At 67.7% G+C, this 21,147-nt stretch carries 9 protein-coding genes; 7 read left to right on the forward strand and 2 right to left on the reverse strand.

All coding sequences use genetic code 11. The annotated features are described in order from the left end of the window. Positions 1-156: 156 nt before the first annotated feature. Positions 157-14,337: an MBG domain-containing protein gene (locus M5D76_RS03070; protein WP_248921913.1), complete on the forward strand. Its 14,181-nt coding sequence runs from the start codon at positions 157-159 to the stop codon at positions 14,335-14,337. Positions 14,338-14,491: 154 nt separating this feature from the next. Here the strand turns inward: M5D76_RS03070 and M5D76_RS03075 are convergent, their stop codons facing one another. Beyond that, complete coding sequence (locus M5D76_RS03075) at positions 14,492-15,343, reverse strand: class II fructose-bisphosphate aldolase (protein ID WP_248921914.1); 852 nt, start codon at positions 15,341-15,343, stop codon at positions 14,492-14,494. 288 nt (positions 15,344-15,631) lie between these two features. Here M5D76_RS03075 and M5D76_RS03080 point away from each other — a divergent pair, with 288 nt between their 5' ends. Beyond that, positions 15,632-16,441 carry a DeoR/GlpR family DNA-binding transcription regulator gene (locus M5D76_RS03080; protein ID WP_248921915.1) on the forward strand — a complete coding sequence of 270 codons (810 nt, stop codon included), beginning with the start codon at positions 15,632-15,634 and terminating at the stop codon, positions 16,439-16,441. 14 nt (positions 16,442-16,455) lie between these two features. Here the strand turns inward: M5D76_RS03080 and M5D76_RS03085 are convergent, their stop codons facing one another. After that, positions 16,456-17,388, reverse strand: a complete 933-nt coding sequence (locus M5D76_RS03085; protein ID WP_248921916.1) for a 1-phosphofructokinase family hexose kinase — start codon at positions 17,386-17,388, stop codon at positions 16,456-16,458. Positions 17,389-17,793: 405 nt separating this feature from the next. Between M5D76_RS03085 and M5D76_RS03090 the strand changes: the two genes are divergently transcribed. From M5D76_RS03090 to M5D76_RS03110, 5 genes are all read left to right on the forward strand, one after another. Next, the gene (locus tag M5D76_RS03090) at positions 17,794-18,228 is read left to right on the forward strand and encodes a PTS sugar transporter subunit IIA domain-containing protein (protein ID WP_248921917.1); all 435 of its coding nucleotides are present in this window, start codon (positions 17,794-17,796) and stop codon (positions 18,226-18,228) included. Next, a complete protein-coding gene (locus tag M5D76_RS03095) occupies positions 18,228-18,515 on the forward strand; it encodes a preprotein translocase subunit YajC (protein WP_248921918.1) in 288 nt (95 codons plus the stop codon). The genes M5D76_RS03090 and M5D76_RS03095 overlap by 1 nt, the downstream gene beginning before the upstream one ends. A 57-nt stretch (positions 18,516-18,572) precedes the next feature. Beyond that, entirely contained in the window at positions 18,573-19,055 is a 483-nt protein-coding gene (agaB, locus tag M5D76_RS03100) for a PTS galactosamine transporter subunit IIB (protein WP_248921919.1), read from the forward strand. Positions 19,056-19,172: 117 nt separating this feature from the next. Beyond that, the gene (locus tag M5D76_RS03105; RefSeq protein WP_248921920.1) at positions 19,173-19,973 is read left to right on the forward strand and encodes a PTS mannose/fructose/sorbose/N-acetylgalactosamine transporter subunit IIC; all 801 of its coding nucleotides are present in this window, start codon (positions 19,173-19,175) and stop codon (positions 19,971-19,973) included. Continuing rightward, positions 19,963-21,033, forward strand: coding sequence for a PTS system mannose/fructose/sorbose family transporter subunit IID (locus tag M5D76_RS03110; protein ID WP_248921921.1), 1,071 nt, complete (start codon positions 19,963-19,965; stop codon positions 21,031-21,033). Before M5D76_RS03105 ends, M5D76_RS03110 begins: the two co-directional genes overlap by 11 nt. Positions 21,034-21,147 lie beyond the last annotated feature (114 nt).

The following is a 21,147-nucleotide window of genomic DNA, read 5'->3' on the forward strand; positions in this document are numbered from 1 at the left end:
GTCGACAACGCGAGCAGGCATGCAGGGCACAACGACAATCGCAGCCCAAAACGAACCCCCAGGCATTTCAAAACGCCACAGCACCTGCGCCCAGACGAGACACCGACCCCCTCGGGGCGTCGCGGCGTCCGCCCCTGGCACGTCGCGCTGAGCGTCGTGCTGACCGCCTCCCTCGTGGTGGCGGGCCTGCACACCGACGCGATCGCCGACGTGCTGGGGCTCTCCGCCACCTCCGAGCCCGAGCAGGTCACCGAGACGACGCAGCCCGCGGCAAATGACGCTGCCACGGCCGACGTCACCGGCGCGGCCGCCTCTGGCGCAAGCGAGGAGCTCGCCTCGGCAGAGCGCGAGACCGAGGAGACGGGGCGCGCCGCCGCCGAGGAGGCCGCGCGCGAGGCCGACGAGGCCGCGGCCCGCGAGGCCGAGCAGGCGGCCGCCGCCGCAGAGGCGCAGCCCGCCGAGGCCGCCTCCCCGGCGCAGCCGGCAGAGCAGCCTGCCCAGTCCCAAGCCCCCGCGCAGGCCGACCCCGCCGCCGAGGCGGAGGCCAGGGCGCGCGCCGAGGCCGAGGCCAAGGCGAAGGCCGAGGAGCAGGCCAGGCGCGACGCCTTCGAGCTCGCGCCCGAGGGCGTCGACGAGGGCATCGCCGCCGGCAAGGACTTCTCGAGCCAGCGACTCCTGATCGCCGGCGTCTCCCGCGAGCAGCTGACGCCCGCCACCCGCGTCCTCTCGGAGCACGCGGGCATGTTCCTCACGCAGTTCGACACCGCCGACAAGGCCAGGAACGCCTACCTCTTCTACAAGGGGAAGCTGGGCGCCGCCCTCGTCGAGCCCGACACCACGATCTCGGCGGCCGAGGGCGCCGGCTCCTCCGACGCCGTGGCCCCCGGCCAGATGAGCGAGAGCGACAACCCGCTCGCCGAGCTCAACGCCGAGCTCCCCGGCGCCGCGCCCTCGGGCAACTACACCGTGGCCCTCGTCGACACCGGCTACGCGGGCGCGGGCGTCGTCGACTCCGCGGCCGTGCTCGGCACCTCCGCCGCCGACGACAACGGCCACGGCACGGCCATGGCCGAGCGCATCCTCGAGGCGCACCCCGGCGCCCGCATCGTCTCTATCAAGGCGCTCGGCGCCGACGGCCGCGGCACGGTCTCGTCGGTCTACGCCGCCATCGAGTACGCCCGCGCCGCCGGCGCCGACGTCATCAACCTCTCGCTCTCCGCATGGCGCCGCGCCGACAACGAGGTCGTCGCCGACGCCATCGACGAGGCCGTGCGCGAGGGCTCGATCGTGGTCGGCGCCGCCGGCAACTCCGGAACCGACGCCTCCTACACGATCCCCGGCGGGGTTGCGTCCGCGCTCGTCATGGGCGCCTGCGACGACTCCGGCGCGCGCATCGCGAGCTCGAACTTCGGCGCCACGGTCGACGCCTACGGTAAGGCCACCTCAACCTCCCAGGCCGCCGCGGCCATGACCGGCTGGCTCTCGGCCAACCAGGTCGGCCCCGACTGGCAGGAGCGTGTCGCCGCGGCCATCGCCGACGGCACCTTCTCCGACGGCGGAGCCTTCGCCAAGCCCGAGCAGCCCGCAGAGCCCGCACCCGAGGCCGCTGACAACGGGTTCCACGCGGCCGCGAGCCTCGTCGACGGCGGCTACTACTTCATCTGCCCCTACAACGGTGGCGGAAAGCTCTATCCCATTACCTACGATGCCAGCACGGCAACTCAAATTGTCAGCGGCTCCACCGGCGTCAAGGTCTGGATTGACAGCCGCAACTTCGAGACCGACGGGTGGTCGGACGGTTGGTTCTTCCAGCTCAAAAAGGCCTCCAACGGCGACTGGTCGATCTTCATTCCCCAGGCGCCCACCTACGTCGTCGGCGTTGGTGCGGCGGCCCGCGAGCAGTACCTCAAGTGCTACTCGTACAACAACAGCACCCTTGGAAGGCAGACCTGGGAGATCGACGAGGGCACGGGCGATAATGCCGGGCGCTACATCCTGAGGCTTCATGACCGCTGGCGCGTCATGTGGTCGCTCACCGGCAGCAGCGGAACCATCTCAAGTTCCAACACCGCCCTCTACACCTGGGGCGAGAGCTACACGTATGACAACACCCCGTTCAACCAGTGGTCCATGTTCAAGTTCGTCCGTGTCGTGCAGAAGGTGAAGTTCGCCTCGGGCGGCGGGTCGGGCACGATGACCGACCAGACCTTCAACGTCGGCGAGGCCACGGCCATCAAGGCGAACACATTCACCAAGAAGGGCTACTCCTTCTCCAAGTGGTCGGACGGCTCCAAGACCTACACCGACGGCCAGACCATCACGAACCCCAACGGCAACAGGGAGCACAACGCGTCTAAGACCTTCACCGCCCAGTGGACCGCGAACGACTACGCCTTCACCCTCGACCCCGATGCTGACAACGTCACCCAGACGCAGACGGGCCTCTACTACCGCTACGACACGAACAAGTACTACAGCGACGCCGCGCACACCAAGGAGATCAGCAAGGTCGCCGTCCCCACGCGCACCGGGTACACCTTCGGTGGCTACTACACCGAGAAGGACGGCGGCGGCACCCAGTACGTCGCCTCTGACGGATCGGTCACGAACAGCCCCTACAACAGCGTCGCCGAGAACAAGACGCTCTATGCCAAGTGGACGCTCAACACCTATACCGTCGCCTACAACCTCGACGGCGGTACCCACGGTGCCACGCACCCGACGTCGGCAACCTACGACTCCGAGTTCACCGTGAGCAACCCCACCAAGAGGGGCAACGGCTTCGCCGGCTGGAACGTGACGGGAATGGACTCCATCTCGCACTTCTATGGCGACTCGACCACCACGGCCACCTCCATCGCCTCGACCAAGGCGACGACCTTCAAGAACCTTCGCGCCACCAGCGGAACCGTCACCTTCAAGGCCCTGTGGAACCTCAACACGCCGACGATCACGCTCGATTCGCAGAGCGCCACGACGGCCGGCACCTCAGCCGTCTACTTCAAGTGGAGCGAAAACGCGTACTACTCGGACGCCTCCCGCACGACGCAGATCGCCTCCATCCAGGAGCCCACGCGCACGGGCTACTCCTTCGAGGGCTACTACACCGAGCCCAACGGCGGCGGCACGCGCTACATCGACGAGAACGGCGCCTTCGTCAACGACCTCTACTCTGCCGTGACCGGCGACACCACGCTCTACGCGAAGTGGACGACCAACACCTTCACGGTCGACGACATCGCCGAGCAGACCTACACGGGCGCGGCCGTCACGCCGGCACTCACCGTGCGCGGAACGGCGGACGGCCAGACGAGCGTGATCGCACTCAATTCTGACTACACCGCAACCTTCGTCGACAACGTCGCGGCCGGCACCGCGACCGTCACCGTGAACGGCAAGGGCAACTTCGCCTTCGCGGATCCCGTCATCAAGACCTTCCGGATCGCCAAGGCCGACGGCCTCAAGGTCACCAAGACCGAGTACTCGGGTACCTACGACGGCGCCGCGCACGCGTCCACCGTCGCGGTCGCGCCGACCACGCCCGACGCGGGAACCATCTACTACGCCACCGTCGAGCTTGACGACTCCAACTATAGGACCGCGGGTTCCACCACGGCGCCCTCCTTCACGGACGCCGGCACCCACACCACCTACTTCTATATAGATGGCGTGAACTACCGTCCCGCGACCGGCACCCTCACGACCACGATCGACACTCGTCCGGTCACGGTCGTCGGGGCCACGGGGATCGAGCGCGTCTACGACGGCACCACGGCCGTCGGCGTCGACGCCTCGCTTGCCTCCCTCGAGGCCTCGAGCGGCTCGCGCGGCCTGCTTCCCTCCGACGCCGCCTCCGTCTCGCTCGCCGGCAGCGCCACGGGCGTCGCGGCCAGCAAGGACGCCGGAACCCGCGCCGTCACGGTGAGCGGCTTCTCCCTCGCGGGAGAGCGCGCCGCCAACTACACGATCGAGCAGCCTGGCGACGTGACCGTCCAGATTACGCAGCGCTCGCTCTCCTTCACCTGGCCCAGCACGAACTCCTTCACCTACGACCGCGCGCAGAAGTCCTTCAACGTCACGGGCGTCGAGACCGGCGTCGCGGGCGAGTCGTTCGCCGTTACCGGCTACGAGTCGGCCGGAGTCACCACGGCCGCGGCGACCGACGTGGGCGCCTACACATCGCGCGTCGCCTCGATCGCGGCAGGCGCCAACACCTCCGCGGACAACTACGCCTGGGAGGACGCCGCCACGCGCTCTGCCGCCTGGTCGATCACCAAGGCCGACGCCTCGGCCCTGCCCGTGAGCGCGCGCGACGCCAGCGCGACCTACAACGCGGCGGCGCACCAGCTCCCCGCGGTCACCGTCGACGAGGGCTACGCCAACGACGCGGTCGTGACCTACTCCTACACCGACGACGCGGGCGCGGCCCAGGTCGCCACCGCCGACTACAAGGGCACGCTCCTCTCGGGCGCCTGGCCCGCCTTCGCGGCGGCCGGCGAGCACGTCGTCACCTACACCGTCTCGAGCGCGAACTACGCCGACGCGACCGGCTCGGCCAAGGTCACCGTGACCAAGGCGCCGCTCTCCGTCGCGGGCGCCACAGCCGTCACCAAGCAGTACGACGGCGGCGGCGACGTCACGCTCGAGGGCGGCGAGCTCTCGGGCGTCATGGCGGCCGACGCCGGCAGGGTCACGCTCGTCGCGCCCACGGCGGCGACCATCGACGGCTCGACCTTCGACGCCGCGGACGCGCCCTACCCCGTGACGCCGGCCGCGCCCTACGCCATCGCGGGCGACGCGGCGGCCAACTACGAGCTCGCGCAGCCGACGCTCTCGGTCACGGTCAAGCCGCGCACGGTGTCGCTTGCGTGGTCCACCGCCGACTCCTTCACCTACGACGGCGCCGAGAAGAGCTACGCCGCGCCCTCGGTGGGCAACACCGTTGGCAGCGACTCGCTCGAGGCCGTCTTCGAGGCGGGCACCAACGTCGCGACCGACGCCGGCACCTACACCGCCCGCGTCGCCTCGCTCACGGCGACGGGCTCGGCGAAGGTCGGCAACTACACGTTCAACGCGTCCGACGCGAGCCACGCCTGGTACATCGGGACCGGCACGCTCACGCTGACGGTCGAGCCCATCGCGCTCACCTACGGCGACGCCGTCCCGGCCAAGGGCGACGCGGCCGTGGTCCTCAAGGCCGCCAGCGGCCTTGCGCCCAAAGACACGCTCGAGAGCGCCGTGAGCTCCTGGGAGTTCGAGTGCACCTACACGCAGGGCGCGCCCGTCGACACCTACCGCGCCCGCGTGAAGAACGCGGTCAGCGCCAACTACCAGATCGCCTACCAGGACGCCGACGTCACGGTCGCCAAGCGCCCGGTCACGTTCGAGTGGGCCGCGTCCGACTTCTCCTACGACGGCACGCCCAAGGCCTACACGGGCGCGAGCGTCGCCGCGTCGTCGGTCTATGGTTCCGACGACGTGACCGTGGGCGGCTACCAGGGCAACGTCGCCACCGAGGCCGGCTCCTACACCGCCACGGTGACCTCGCTCGCGGGCGCGAAGGCGTCCAACTACCAGATCGGCGAGGCGTCGGGTGCCTCGCATGCCTGGGAGATCGCGAAGGTCGCCAACACCTGGGTCGCCGCGCCCGCCATCGCCGGGTGGACCTACGGCAAGGCGGCGAGCGCGCCCACCGCGACGCCGCGCTTCGGCGGCCCGGTCACCTTCGAGTACAAGCGCGCCTCCGACCCCGACTCCGCCTATGCCACGACCGTCCCCACCGAGGCCGGCGACTACGTCATGCGCGCATCGGTCGCGGGCAGCGAGGACTACGCTCCTCTCGCCAGCACCACGAACTTCAGCATCGCGAAGGCGCGCATCACCGTCACGGGCGACAACCAGTCGACCGCGCGCGAGGAGGCGCTCGTCTCGAACCTCACCTACACGGTGTCGGGCGACTTCGTGGCCGCGGACGCCGACGCCCTGCGCGCGCTCGTGCGCGTGGACACCGACGCGAACAAGGACCACGCGGGCGTCTACGACATCACGCCCGCCTACGCCGGCGCGGCGGCCGCCAACTACGACGTGACCTTCGCGAAGGGCGCCTACACCGTCCGCCGCAACGACGTCACGGTGAGCGCCGAAGGCTTCTCGGGCGACTACGACGCGCAGCCCCACGCCATCGCGGTCACCACCAAGAAGGCGAGCGACGGCACCCTGGTCACGGCCGGGCACATCTACTACACCACGAACGCCGACGGCTTCGGCGCCGACGTCGACGCCAAGGTCCAGGCCCTGCGCACGACGCGCGACGAGGACTACCCGTCCGCGGTCGCCGCGATCGAGGCGGCCCTCGCGGGCAGGGCGGGCGTCACGCAGGAGAGCCCCGCGTTCACCAACCAGTCGTCGAACACGGTGCGCTTCCTCGTGGTCTCGAGCGACACCACGCCCGACGTCTTCGCGGGCAGCCGCCAGGTCGACATCGCGCGCAAGCCGCTGACCGTCACGGCGACCGACAAGACCATCACCTACGGCGACGCGCCGGCCAACGCGGGCGTCACGAGCACGGCACTTGCGGGCGCCGAGACCCTCCAGGGCCTGGGCGAGATGACCTTCTCCTACAACTACGCCCAGTACCAGGACGTCGCGGGCGGCAGCTTCCAGATCGTGCCGGCCATCGCGTCGCCTGCCGCCGCGGCCGACAACTATGACATCACCTACGTGCCCGGCACGCTCACGGTCGCGCGCCGCACCGTGGACGTCACGTGGCCCGCGCAGGCGGAGTACCCGTTCACGGGCGCGCCGCAGACGGTCACGGCCACCCTCGGCAACGTCGTGAACGCAGACGACGTCACGGTCGGTAGCTACGCCGACAACGTGGGCACGGCGCAGGCCGCGCACACGGCCTCGGTCGCCGCGCTCGCGGGCGCCAAGGCGGCCAACTACCAGCTCCCCGCGAGCACCGCGTTCGCGTGGGCAATCACGGCGGCGACCAACCGCGTCACGTCCGTCTCGATCGAGGGGTGGACCTACGGCGAGTCGCCCAAGGCGCCCTCCTGCACGGCGGACTTCGGTGCGAGCAGCGCGACCTTCTCGTACTACACCAAGGCGGGGGAGTCCTTCGTGCCCGTCTCGGGCACCCCGCGTGACGCGGGCACCTACTACGTGGCCGCGAGCATCGCCGCGACGGCCGACTACGGCGCCGCGGGCACTGCGACGGCCGACTACGCCGAGTTCCAGATCGCGAAGCGCCCGATCACGGTCACGGCCGACACCAAGGGCTCCATGTACGGCGAGCCCACGGCCGCGATCACGCACACGCTCTCGGGCGGCACCGTCGCCGCGGGCGACGACCTCGGCGTCACCATCCAGATAACCGACTCGCGCGGGCAGGGCGTCAGCTCGCTCACGAGCACGAGCCCGGCCGACGCCTACGCGCTCACGCCGACGGTCGCCAACGCCAACTACGACGCGACCTGCGTGCCCGGCACCTACACGATCTCGAAGACCCCCATGGCCGTCGAGGCGACGGGGTGGGAGGGCGCCTACGACGGCTCCGCCCACACCGTGAGCGTGCTTCCCGCCATCCCGACGCAGGCGACGGTGACCTACTCCATCACGAGCGCGGCCGACGCGCGCGACCACGGCCAGAGCGCGCCGCCCGCCTTCACCGACGCCGGGACCTACACGGTCTACTATCACGTGGCGTCCGACAACTACGCGCCGAGCCCCCAGTCCGGCGAGCTCACGGTGCGCATCGACAAGGTCGCCCTCACGGCCACGGCGCGCTCCGCGAGCATCACCTACGGCGAGGCGCCGACCGACCCCGGCATCGCCTACGACGGCTTCGTGAACGGCGAGACGGTCGCCGTCTTCGGCGAGTCCGCCCCCGCCAACGCAATCGCCTACGAGCAGTACGGCAACGTGGGCACCTTCGACATCACGCCTTCCGGCCCCGCCGAGACGACCAACTACGTTGTGACCTACGCCAAGGGCGCGCTCACGGTCGCGCGCAGGCCCGTCACCCTCGCCTGGTCGCAGAGCGCCTTCGCCTACGACGAGGCCGAGCACTCGGTGTCCGCCGCGGTCCAGAAGGCGCGCGAGGCCGACGACGTCTCCGTGAGCGCCTACGACGGCACCACGGCCGCGACCGCCTCCGGCGCCTACAGCGCGACGGCGACGGCGATCTCCGGCGCCTCGGCCGGAAACTACGAGCTCTCCGCGACGACCAACGCGACCCAGGTCTGGACCATCTCGCGCTCGGCCAACGAATGGGTGACCCAGCCCGCCGTCGAGGGCTGGACCTACGACGGGACGAGCCACGCCGCGCCGCAGGCGGCGTCGCGCTTCACCGCGGGCGGCGAGGTCACCTTCCAGTACAAGGCCGCCGGCGCCCCCGACTCCGCCCTCTCGAGCGAGCCGCCCACGCAGGCGGGCGACTACGTCATGCGCGCCACGGCGCCCGGCTCGGGCAGCTACGACACGCTCTCCACGGACGTCCCGTTCACGGTCGCCAAACAGCCCCTCACGGTCAAGGCGGACGAGAAGAGCTCCGACTACCTCAGCGCGCCGGCCGAGCTCACCTACACCGTCGAGGGCCTGCAGAACTCCGACGAGCTCGGGGTCGACCTCGCCGTGACCGACGCCGCAGGGCAGCCGACCGCGATACTCGCGAGCAGCCCCGCTGGCGCGTACACCGTGACGCCCTCGGTGACCAATGCCGCCGCCCTCAACAACTACGACGTCACCTGCGTCGCCGGCACCTACACCGTCGTCGCGCCCACCGTCGGCGCGAGCGCCCATGGCTACGAGGTCACCTACGACGCCGCTCCTCATGGCATCGAGGTTGCGCTCGACCGCGTGCTCGGCGCCGGCGAGGCGACCACCTACTACTCGACGGTCCCGCTGACCGCCGCCTCCCTCTCCGACAACACGGTCCCCAAGACCACCAACCCGGCCGACCCCTCCGTCACGCAGACCGAGGCCGGGTCCAAGACCGTCTACTGGTACGTGGACGCCGCCAACTACACCATCACTCCCGTCTCCGGCGAGGCGACCGTCACGGTCCAGCGCCGCGCCCTGCGCGTCACCGCGCACGACGTGGCCATCACCTACGGAGAGGCGCCGGCGGGCACGGGCGTCACCTACGAGGGCTTCGCGCCGGGCGAGAGCGAGACCTCGGGCGCCCTTCTCGGCACCATCGCCTACTCGTTCGACTACGCACAGGGTCAGGACGTCGCCGACGGCGCCTTCCACGTCACGCCCCTCGGCGTCTACGGCGCCAACTACGACGTGACCTTCGTGCCCGGCACCCTCTCGGTCTCGCGTCGCGTGGCCCAGCTCAGCTGGTCCGGCGGGCCGTTCACCTACAACGGCGCGCCCCAGTCGGTCGCCGCGGTCGTGGCTAACGCCTATCCGGGCGACGACGTCGTCCCGGGCGGCTACGCCCAGGCGGTCGCGACCGATGCGGGCAGCTACCGCGCGGCGGCCACGTCGCTCTCCGGCGCCAAGGCTGACAACTACGACATGCGCGGCGCCACCGGGACCGAGTACGACTGGCAGATCCTGCAGGCGCCCAACGCGATCGGCGCCGTGGGCGTCGCCGGCTGGACCTTCGACGGGACCAGCCACGCCTCCCCCTCGGCGACCGCGACCTGGGGCCAGTCCACCATGGCCTTCGAGTACGCCCAGAACCCTGCCGGCCCCTACGCCGGCGAGCCTCCCGTGGCGGCCGGCACCTACTACGTGCGCGCGCAGGTCGCCGAGACCAACAACTGGGCCGCGGCAACGAGCGCCCCGGCCGAGCTCGTCATCGCCAAGGCGCCCGTGACCGTCACCGCGCGCGACTACTCGCGCGAGTACGAGGAGGGCCTCTCGCACGACGGGCTCTTCTCGGAGGCGTCCCTTGGCACGCCCAGCGCCTACGACGTTGCCGGGCTTGTGCCTGGCGACGAGCTCGAGGTCACCCTCGACCTGGCCTACCCGCCCGCCGAGGTCGACTCCACCCGCGGCTACCCCGTGGGCTCCTACGCGATTACACCCAGCTGGGTCGACAACCCCAACTACGCCGTCGAGGGCCGCGCGGGCACCCTGCGCATCACGCCCTCTGGCGCGATGGACGTCGTGGCCGAGGGCTACTCCGCTGCCTACGACGGCCGCCCGCACACCATCACGGCGACGCCCACCAAGGCCGGCGTCACCATGTACTACGCCGCCTTCGAGCTCAACGCGTCCAACTACCTGACGGGCTCGACCAACCCGCTCGACCCGCAGATCATGCGCACCGAGGCCGGCACCACGCGCGTCTACTACTATGCGCACTCCGACAACTACGACGACGTCGCGGGCAGCAAGGAGGTCAACGTCACGCGCGCCCCGCTCACGGTCACGGCCAACAACAAGACCATCACGTACGGAGAAGAGCCTGCCCACGCCGGGGTGACCTATGCGGGACTGGTCGCCACCGAGACCCCGGAGTCGCTTGGCCTCAACCCGACCGTCACCGTGGGCTACGCCCAGGGCGGCGACGCGGGCACCTATGCGATCACGCCCTCCGGTCTCGTTCTCTCCAACTACGACGTGACCTATGCATCCGGCACGCTCACCGTCGACAGGCGCCCCGCGACCTTCGCGTGGGAGGGCGACTCCTTCGTCTACGACGCCACGACCCACGAGGCCACCGCGCGCGTCGCCAACGCCTTCGGCACCGACGACGTGACCTGCTCCTCCTACGAGGGCAACGCCGCCATCGGCGCCGGCTCCTACACCGCTCGCGTGACCGCGCTCGGAGGCGCCAAGGCCAAGAACTACCTCCTCGACCCCGACGAGCCCACGGCCTCCCACGCCTGGGAGGTCACCCAGGCACCCAACGCCGCGAGCGTGGCCATCGCCGGCTGGACCTACGGCAGGCGCGACGCGACGGCCAACGCCCCGCGCGCGACGGCCACCTGGGGCGCCGCGACGGCGACCTTCCAGTACCGCGCCGCCGACGCGGGCGAGGGTGCCTGGTCCGACGCCGTGCCGACCCAGGCCGGCTCCTACCTCGTGCGCGCCACGGTGCCCGAGACGACCGACTACGCGGGCGCGACCTCCGAGCCCGCCACCTTCCAGGTGGCGCGCGCCCCGATCACGATCTCGGCCTCCGACGCCTCGAGGCGCTACGACCCGGCGGCCACGCACGACTCGCTCCACGCGCTCCTGCGGGACCCGGACGTCCAGGGCTCCTACGTGGCCGGCGACGACCTCGGCCTCGGCCTCGACCTCGCGCCGGGCGACGCGGATGGCACGTACCCCTACGGCACCTACGCCGTCACGCCCACCTGGAACTCCAACCCCAACTACGACGCCACGATCGTCGCGGCCACCCTCTCCATCACCAAGACCGACATCACCATCTCCTCGAGGGGCTATGCCGGCACCTACGACGCGCGCCCGCACTCCATCGCGGTCACCACGTCGCTCGGCCCCGCCGAGACGAGCCAGGCCCGCGTCTACTACGCGACGCGTCTCTTCTCCGAGATCATCGAAGGCTATGACACGCTCGTGGCCGGCGTGAACAATCCCGACCCCGACGTTTCCAACGCGAACCTCTTGACGCTCAAGGCCCTCCTCTCCGATGCCCAGCACGACGGCAAGGTCTTCTCGGCCGCGCCCGAGTGCGTGAACGCCGGAGTGCAGGACGTCCACTTCCTGATCGTCTCGCGCAACTACAACCCCGACGCGATCGTCGGCACGCGCACGATCCGCATCGACAAGGCGCCGCTCGCCGGCACGCTCGCCGACGCGCGCGTGACCTACGGCGACGCCACGCCCGCCGCGGTCGACGTCTCCTACGCCGGCTTCAAGGGGAGCGACACGGCCGCCAGCGTCTCGGCTCCGACGTTCTCCTTCGGCGGCTACGCCCCGGGCGCCGACGCGGGCACCTACACGGTCACCGCGACGCCGGTCGCGAGCCTCAACTACGAGCCGACCTACACCACCTCGACGCTCACGGTCGCCCGCCGTGCCGTGCAGCTCGCCTGGGACGCGACCGAGGGGGCGGCGGGCTTCGCCTTCACCTACGACGGAGCCGCCCACGGCGTCGACGCCGCGGTCGCCAACCGCTTCGGCGACGACGACGTGACGGTCGCCTCCTACCAGTCCAACCGCGCCACCTCGGCCGGCGCCTACACGGCCCGCGCCCTCTCGCTCGGCGGGACCAAGGCGGCCAACTACGCGATCGACCCGGCCGCCGACGGCGCCGCCACCACGCAGGCCTGGCAGATCGACGTGGCCGACAACCGCCTCACCGCCGGGCGCGACGCCGGCGAGGGCACCTTCGCGCCGGCCATCGCCGGCTGGACCTACGGCGACATTCCGAGCGCGCCGAGCGCCCAGGCCCTCTTCGGCCAGGGCTGGCTCGCCTACGAGTACAAGCCCGCCGACGCCGCGGACGACGCCTGGACCACGGCCGTGCCCTCCGCCGCGGGCGACTACCTCGTCCGCGCCCACGTCCCGGCCACGTCCGACTACCGCGAGCTCGTGAGCGCGACGACGCCCTTCACCATCGCGCGCCGCCCGGTCACGGTCGTCGCCGACGACAAGAGCTCCGGCTACGGCATGCAGACCGCGCCGCTGACCTTCTCCGTCACGTCCGGCAGTGTCGTGGCCGGCGACGAGGAGAGCCTGGCCTTCACGCCCACCTGCGACGTCACGCCCACCTCCATGGTCAGCACCTATCCCATCGACCTCGGCTACACGGCCAACGCCAACTACGACGTCACGGCCGAGGCGGGCACCTACACCGTCAGCCGCGCCAACCTCAACGTGGCCGCCGCCGACACGACCGCCACCTACGACGCGGCGCCCCACGGCATCTCCGTCCAGGTCGCCGAGACCCTCACCCCGGATGAGGTCACGGTCTGGTACTCCACGGCCCCGCTCGACCCCGCCACCTATGCCTCCGTGCCCGTCAAGGGAGAGGAGCAGCCGGGCCAGGCCTACCGCACCACCGACCCGCTCGACCCCTCGGTCTCCCAGACCTCCGCGGGCGAGAAGAGCGTCAACTACCTCGTCGAGACCGCCAACTACACGCCAACTCCCATGGTCGGCACCAAGGTGACCCGCGTCGAGCGCGCCCCGCTCACGGTCACCGCCCTCGACGCCAGCGTGACCTTCGGTGACGCCCCCGCCGACGACGGCGCCACCTACGAGGGCTTCGTCGAGGGCGAGGGGACGGCCTCCGGACCCGAGCCCGGCGTCCTCGACGGCACGCTCGCCTTCGCCCACGCCTACCAGCGCTACGGCAACGTCGGCGACTACGCCATCACGCCCTCCGGTCTCACGTCCGCCAACTATGACATCACCTACGTGCCCGGCACGCTCAGCGTCCAGCCGCGCCAGATCCAGGACGCCTGGCTCACGCTTGATCCCGACAGCCTCGTCCACACCGGCGCCATGCTCAAGCCCGGCATCGCCCTCACCATGCCCGCGGACGCAGGCACGGGCGACGCCGCCGACGCCCGCGACTGGGACCTCGTCGAGGGCCGCGACTTCGAGCTCTCCGGCACCTCCGCCTCCGCCGAGTTCGGCACCCACGAGTTCACGCTCGCGGGCACCGGCAACTTCGCGGGCGAGCTCTCGCGCAGCTGGCGCGTCACCGGCAAGCGCACCGAGGTCGGCCGCGGCGCCATCGGCGACGGCGAGGGTGTCCTCGAGACCGACGTGCTCGTCGACGGCATCACCATCGAGGTCGAGGGCCTCACGGTGGAGCTCCTGCGCAGCCTCCTCACCCCCGAGGAGCTCGCCGAGGTCGAGGCGGGCGCCACCGGCGTCCTCTACCTCCAGGTCCAGCGCGTGGACAAGCTGGCGGCCGAGGACGAGGACCCGACCGTCGCCAAGTTCGAGGAGCTCGGCGCCACGCCCGCGCTCAGGCTCGACGTCACGCTCTGGAAGCAGGTCGGCTCCCACGCTGCGACGCAGATCACCGACACCGGCGGGCCCGAGGTCACGATCACCTTCGACGTGCCCGAGGACATCGTAACCGCGCCCGCGGGCTTCGAGCGCTCCTTCTGGGGCGTCCGCGCCCACGAGGGCGAGGCCAAGGTCCTCTGCGGTCCGAGCACGGACCTGAAGGTCGTCATGGGCTCCAACCTCTTCAGCGGCTTCACGGTCGGCTACCGCGACGAGGAGCTCCCGTCCGGCCAGGGCGACGGCACGCTGCCGGCGGGCCCGCTCGAGGTAATCGCGGCGCGCCTCGCGCCCACCGGCGACGCGACGCCGACGCTCGCCGTCCTCGCGGTTGCCCTCGCGGGCGCCGGGGCGCTCGCCTACGGCCGCCGTCGCCGCCGCGACAGGTAACGGCACGTCCGACAGAGCTACCCATGCGGGCCGGGGATTGACTCCCCGGCCCGCATCTTAGTTTCATTCATCGTCCCATCCGCGTGCGACAAAAAATGGCGGCCCGGATCTTCGGGCCGCCCAAGGCGAGTGGGGGGTCAATGCTGTTCCAGCGCTATGCCTTTCCCTTTGAGCCGAGGTTCTCCATGTGGCTCATCACCACGTCGCGAATCTCGTTCATCGCCGCGCGCGCGGGCTTCTTGGGGTCAAAGGTCTCGGGACGCTCTGCCATGAACCCCATGTAGCCATGGGTGAATGCCTGGCGAAGCTCGGTGGCATAGTTCACCTTGCAGATGCCGTTGGAGATGGCTTCTGCCACCTGGTCGTCCGGAACGCCTGAGGTGCCGTGCAGCACCAGGGGAACGTCCACTTTCGACCGGATCTCTCTCAACACACCCTGCTCGATGTGGGGAGTCCCCTTGTAGACGCCATGTGCGGTGCCGACGCCCACGGCCAGGCTCGTACAATTCGTCTGCTGTACGAACTCCTGCGCCTCGTCGGGATCCGTATAGGGATTCTCATCCTCTACGGACGGGCCGTCATCCTCCTTGCCGCCAACCTTTCCGAGCTCCGCTTCCACGGGAATCTCTAACGGTCGGGCAACCTTGGTGACCGATGACGTGAGTGCAATGTTGTCGAGGAACGAGTCGTGCGACCCGTCGATCATGACGGAGGTATAGCCCGCGTGCATCGCCTCCACGCAGCGATCGAATCCGTCACCGTGATCCAGGTGGATGGCGACGGGCACCGAGGCTTGTTCGGCGGCAACGCGCGCCATCGCATGGAAGTAGTCGAGAGAGGCGTACTTAACGGTGCCGGGGGTCGTCTGCATGATGACGGGGGAGTGCGATGCCTCGGCGGCCTCGATAACGGCCATCACGAACTCGAGGCTCTCGACGTTGAACGCCCCGACGGCGTAATGGCCGTCCTGGGCGCGAAGCAGCATGTCCTTGGTGGTGACGAGCATGTTCCGACCCTTCTCTTGTGCCGGGAAGAGACCCGGCCCCCTTCTTCTCGCCGCAATTCTACGAAGACTTTCGTTTTCGGTTTTTGTTTTCGATTTCGAAACTGCATAGATTTGAAAGGCAAAACGTTGTTCATTTGCTTTTGAAAGCGAAATGCGTGCACATTCCCCTAAACCGTCCATCAGTCCCCTAAGGGAAGAAAAGGCGTATACTTTCGTTTAAGAAAAGGAAAAGAAACACAGGTGCTCCACAAGCGGCACAATTACTGGGGTAGGTGGACGGGAGGCTCCATGGTGCAGGGGGACGATCCAAGCCGGCAGAAGCTCTACGTTGAGGAGCGTCGCGCGGCGATTCTGTCGATGCTCGAGCAGGCCTCCTCGATCCAGGTCTCGCAGATCGCCGAGGCCTTCGGTGTCTCCCGGGTGACGGCTCGTGCCGACCTCGACGCCCTCGAGCGCGACGGCAAGCTCAGGCGCACGCACGGCGGGGCGGTCTCGCTCTCCAAGACCCTGACGGTCTCAATCCAGGATGCGCGCGTCAACGTTAACGTCGGCGCCAAGCGGGCAATCGCGCTCGCGGCGGCGTCGCTGGTGTCTGACGGAGACTCGATCCTCGTCGATTCCGGTACCACGGCACTCGAGTTCGTCCGCGCGCTCACGGGACGCTGTGGCGTCACCGTCGTGACCGATGACTTCACGGTCGCCGAGTACGTGGATCGCTCCATGCCGGACATGGACGTCATCATGCTCGGCGGCTCCCTCAGGAAGGGTCACCGCTACACGTGCGGTCCCCTGACTCTCTCGGCTCTGGGCATGCTCCATCCCGACAAGGCGTTCGTCGTTCCCACGGCGCTCGTTCCGCACCGCGGGCTCATGACCAACTACCAGGGGATGGCCGAGCTCAAGAGGGCTTTCCTGTCCGCCGCTGACACAACGGTCGCCCTGCTTGACTACGCCAAGGTGGGTGCATCCGGGCTGATGTGCTTCGGTCTGATGGATGACCTCGACGTTCTTGTGTGCGACGCCGATCCCGAGGGGTTGCTCGCCGAAGAGGCCGCCGAGAAGAGCGTTCGTCTCGTCGTCGCCGATCCGGTGGCTTGATCTGTCCGGGCTGGCTAGGCGATCCTCTCGACGCGCGTCTCGGCAAGGAGCTCGCGCGCGACCGCGGCGTCGAAGTGACCCGTGGAAGCGGAGAGGCAGTTTGCCGTGGCGCAGCTCATGGCATAGGCGAGCAGCTCGTCCGCCGGCATCGAGCGCGCCATTCCTGCGGCAAAGGCCCCAACCATCGTGTCGCCTGCGCCCACGGGGTTCACGACGTCAATCGCGGGTGCAACGCCCCTGAACGTCCCCTCGGCACAGGACATGATGGCGCCCTTCGAGCCCAGAGACACGACTACGCGCTCGACGCCGCGCTCACGCAGCGCCTCGGCCGCCGCGACGACCTCCTCTGTTGACGAAACGGTTCTGCCTAGGAGCTGGCCGATCTCGTCGGTGTTCGGCTTGACCATCGTAGGCCGCTCCTCGATCCCGCGTGCAAGAAGCTCGCCGGAGGCGTCCACAATGACGGGCGTTCCCGTGTTGCGGATGCTGCGGACGAGCGCCGCATATGAGTCGGAGCCAAAGCCCGCGGGCACGCTTCCGTTGATGGTGACCACGTCGGCAGTCGAGAGGAGCTCGTCGACCTTGCTTGAGAGGCGCTCCACGTCATCGGAGCTCACCGGGCTTCCCGGCTCGAGAAACTCTGTTGAGCGTCCGTCGGGCTCGAGGACGTTGACACAACAGCGCGTTTCTCCTTCGACACGGACGAAACACTCGCTGATGCCATCCTCAAGGAGCAGTTCGCGTAGAAGCTTGCCGTTGTTGCCACCGCAGAACCCTGTTGCGATGACGTCCTCGCCGCAGGTCGCTATCGCCCGTGACGCGTTGAGGCCCTTGCCTCCCGCGACGTTGATGCATTGGCGAACGCGCATGACGGTGCCGTCAATCAGGGGCTCAGAGAGCTGGTAGGCCTTGTCGATGGACGTGTTTGGGGTGATGGTGAGAATCATGCGGGCGTCCTCTCCACTGAATTCGACCGTGTGACTGCTTACGAGTTTCAGTGAATAGACGAAATTGATACCAGTTGTCAAGAATCGGGTTTCGTCGGTCTTGGGGAGTGGAAGAGGCCAGTTGCGCTCAAAGCGCTCTCCGCTTGCGGAAAAACTCACTGGTATCAAAGAGATAGAACCATCTACCTGCGTCAATGCTAGACACGGTTGTTTGGTTGCCAGGGTTGGAAAATCTCGGAACAAAATCGAAAAATGTCGTTGACCGATGAGTGTGGGTGGATGTATTGTGCGTTCACGTCATGTGGTTGTAACCAGTTGACTAGATCGTGCCGTCAGACGAAACGCGGTTCGCACAATGTGCTTTCAGTTGTGTGTACGGGCATTTTGGATTGAGAAAGGGACGTAATGGTTGGTTGTGTTGTAACGGGTCACGGCGACTTCGCTCTCGGTCTCACGAGCGCGCTTGAGATGATTGCCGGTCCCCAGGACGAACTTCGCCCCGTGGTCTTTCACGAAGAGAGCGCTGCGGAGTTCACGAAGACCATCTCTGATGCTGTGGGAGACATGGTCGAGCGCAATGGCTCCTGCACCGTTTTCTGTGACCTCGTCGGAGGCACCCCGTTCAACCAGGCGATGCTGCTGACCGAGTCTAATCCCAAGGTGCAGGTCGTTGCGGGCGCGAATCTTCCGATGTTGCTCGAGTGCCTTACGAGTCGAGACGAGGTCGCCTGCGCCGTCGATCTTGCCAACCGTGCCGAGGAGGCGGGCCGTTGTGGCGTCGCTCACCTTTCCGTAACCGGCGAGATGTGTGACGAGTCGACCGGAGAGGACGGCATCTAATGAACGCATCCTTTGGAGAGACGCTCCTTGCGTCGTCGATCGCTCTTCTCGCCCTCATGACGCTCGCGGGCCTCGTGTTTGCGGCGTTTGGATATGTCAAGGCAAAGCGCCAGAGGGGCTATTACGCCGACCTGCACAAGTCCCTCGAGGTTGGCCAGAGGGTGCAGTTCTCGGGCGGGCTCATCGGCGAGCTCGTCCGGGTTGGGGGAGAGACGTGCGACGTCCGACTGAAGTCGGGTGCCGTTGCCGAAGTTTCCCGCTTCGCCATCCAGGGCATCGAGGCGTAGTCGCAGCGAGATCGAATGACAACGTGCCGCCTCGGGCGGCAGGAAAGGGAGATGAGCATGGCTGAACCGAACATCCTTCTGACGCGAATCGACAATCGACTCATACACGGGCAGGTCGCCACCCAGTGGACGAGCTCCATCGGCGCGAATCTCCTTCTCGTCGCGAACGACGAGGTGGCGGGAAACAAGATGCGTCAGAACCTCATGAACATGGCTGCGCCGCAGGGTGTAGCTACGCGCTACTTCTCGATTCAGAAGACGATAGACGTCATTCACAAGGCGGCGCCGCGACAGCACATCTTCATCATCGTCGAGACTCCCGAGGACGCGCTGCGCCTTATCAGGGGCGGCGTTCCGATCAAGAAGCTCAACGTCGGCAATATGCACATGTCTGACGGCAAGCGCCAGGTTGCCACGAGCGTCGCGGTCGACGACGAGGATGTCGCGGCCTTCCACGCGATTCAGGACGCAGGTGTCGAGCTGCAGATCCAGCGCGTTCCCAGCATTCCCGAGGAGGACGTGAGCAAGCTCTTCAAGTAGGCTCGCGCCACCCTTCGCACAACTTCTTGCACGGCCATGCGTACTCCTCATGTGGGGATGAGGGGTGCTGGCGATAGCTCTGTGTACATAGTCAACCGTAAGAAAGGAGGAGCAAGGATGGAGTACTCGATCGTCCAGGTGGTTCTGGTCTTCCTCGTCACGTTCATCGCAGCAATCGACCAGTTCAACTTCCTGGAGTCGCTCTACCAGCCCATCGTCATGGGTCTGGTGATCGGCCTCATCCTCGGCGATGTCCGAACCGGCCTCGTCGTGGGTGGAACCTATCAGCTCATGACCATTGGCAACATGCCTATCGGAGGTGCCCAGCCGCCCAACGCGGTCGTCGGTGGCATCATGGCGTGTGTGCTCGCCATCTCGCTCAAGCTCGACGCAAACATCGCGGTCGCGACCGCGATCCCGTTCTCGCTGCTCGGTCAGTATGGTGTAACTCTCATCTTTACGCTCATGTCCCCGCTCATGGGCAAGGCTGACCAGTACGCCGCGGAGGCAAACCCCAAGGGCATCGAACGAATCAACTACTTTGCCATGGCTCTTCTCGGCCTCGTCTTCGGCGCCGTCGTCACTCTGTTCTTCATTGGTGGCGCGACCATGGGTCAGGCCGTTGTGGATGCAATTCCCACCTGGCTTTCCGACGGACTCTCCGCTGCTGGTGGCATGATGCGCTTCGTCGGCTTTGCAATCCTCCTGAAGTTCATGATGAACCGCGACATGTGGGGCTTCTACTTCCTGGGATTCGGCCTTGCGCTCGTCGTGTCGACCAACGAGGTCCTTGCGACTCCCGCCCTTCTCATCCTGGCTCTTATCGGCTTCGGGATCGCCTACTGGGACTTCCAGCAGCAGACCGAGCTGAAGGGTGCTGCACAGGAGTTCGATGGAGGTGAGGAAGATGGCATCTAAGGATCAGAAGACCACATACGAGAACCTCGAGCCGGCTGCCGATCTGGACCAGAAAACGCTCAACAAGATGGCGTGGCGCTCCTGCTTCCTGCAGGCGTCGTTCAACTACGAGAGGATGCAGGCCGCCGGCTGGCTCTACTCGATCCTGCCTGGCCTCGAGAAAATCCACACCGACAAGGACGACCTGTCCACGTCGATGGAGCACAACCTCGAGTTCTTCAACATCCACCCGTTCCTGGTCACCTTCGCCATGGGCATCATCCTGTCCATGGAGCAGAAGAAGGTGGACATCCCCACGATTCGCGCCGTCCGCGTCTCGCTCATGGGTCCGCTCGGCGGAATCGGCGACGCCCTGTTCTGGATGACGCTGGTGCCCATCACGGCGGGCATCTGCTCGAACATGGCCATCCAGGGCAACGCCTTCGGGCCGATTCTGTTCCTGCTGATCTTCAACGTGGTCCAGTTCGTTCTGCGCTTCGCGCTTATGAACTGGTCGTACAAGATGGGCTCCTCGGCGATCGACTCGCTGATGGGCGTCATGAAGCCCTTCACGCGCGCCGCCTCGATCATGGGCGTGTTCATCGTCGGCTGCCTTACGGTCACCATGGGCGGCACCCAGATCAAGGCCGTCATCCCCAACGGCACCACGCAGGCCTACGTTGCCCATACGGCTACCGTGCCCAACGACAGCGTCAAGAGCTTCGACGTCATTAAGTCCAACGATGAGGGCGTCACCCTCTCCGGCATGAAGGATTCCGACGGCAACTACCTCACCACGACCGATGCCGAGGGTGAGGAGGTCTCCGCTGGCGTCACCGACCTTGGCAACGGTATGAGTGAGGTCACCTACATGGAGTACACCGAGACCCCGGTGACCATCGACATCGCCAAGATCCTCGACAGCATCTGTCCGAAACTGATCCCGCTGACGATCGTCATGCTTCTCTACTTCCTGTTTGCTAAGAAGAACTTCACGCCGATGAAGGCTATCCTGCTCGTTCTCGTTCTGGGCATCCTGGGAGCCGGACCCTTTGGCCTCTGGCCAAGCATCTGGGGCTGACGCCCGCTTTCTTCTCCCCTTGGGGCGCATGGCGCTTTTGTCATGCGCCCCACCCCTCACCTTCTCCTTCTCGGGGCCTTGGAGCAACGCAGGTATAGTACTGGTAGCGATAAC

The sequence above is a fragment of the Olsenella intestinalis genome, from assembly GCF_023276655.1.
GTDB classification, from domain to species: domain Bacteria; phylum Actinomycetota; class Coriobacteriia; order Coriobacteriales; family Atopobiaceae; genus Olsenella_J; species Olsenella_J intestinalis.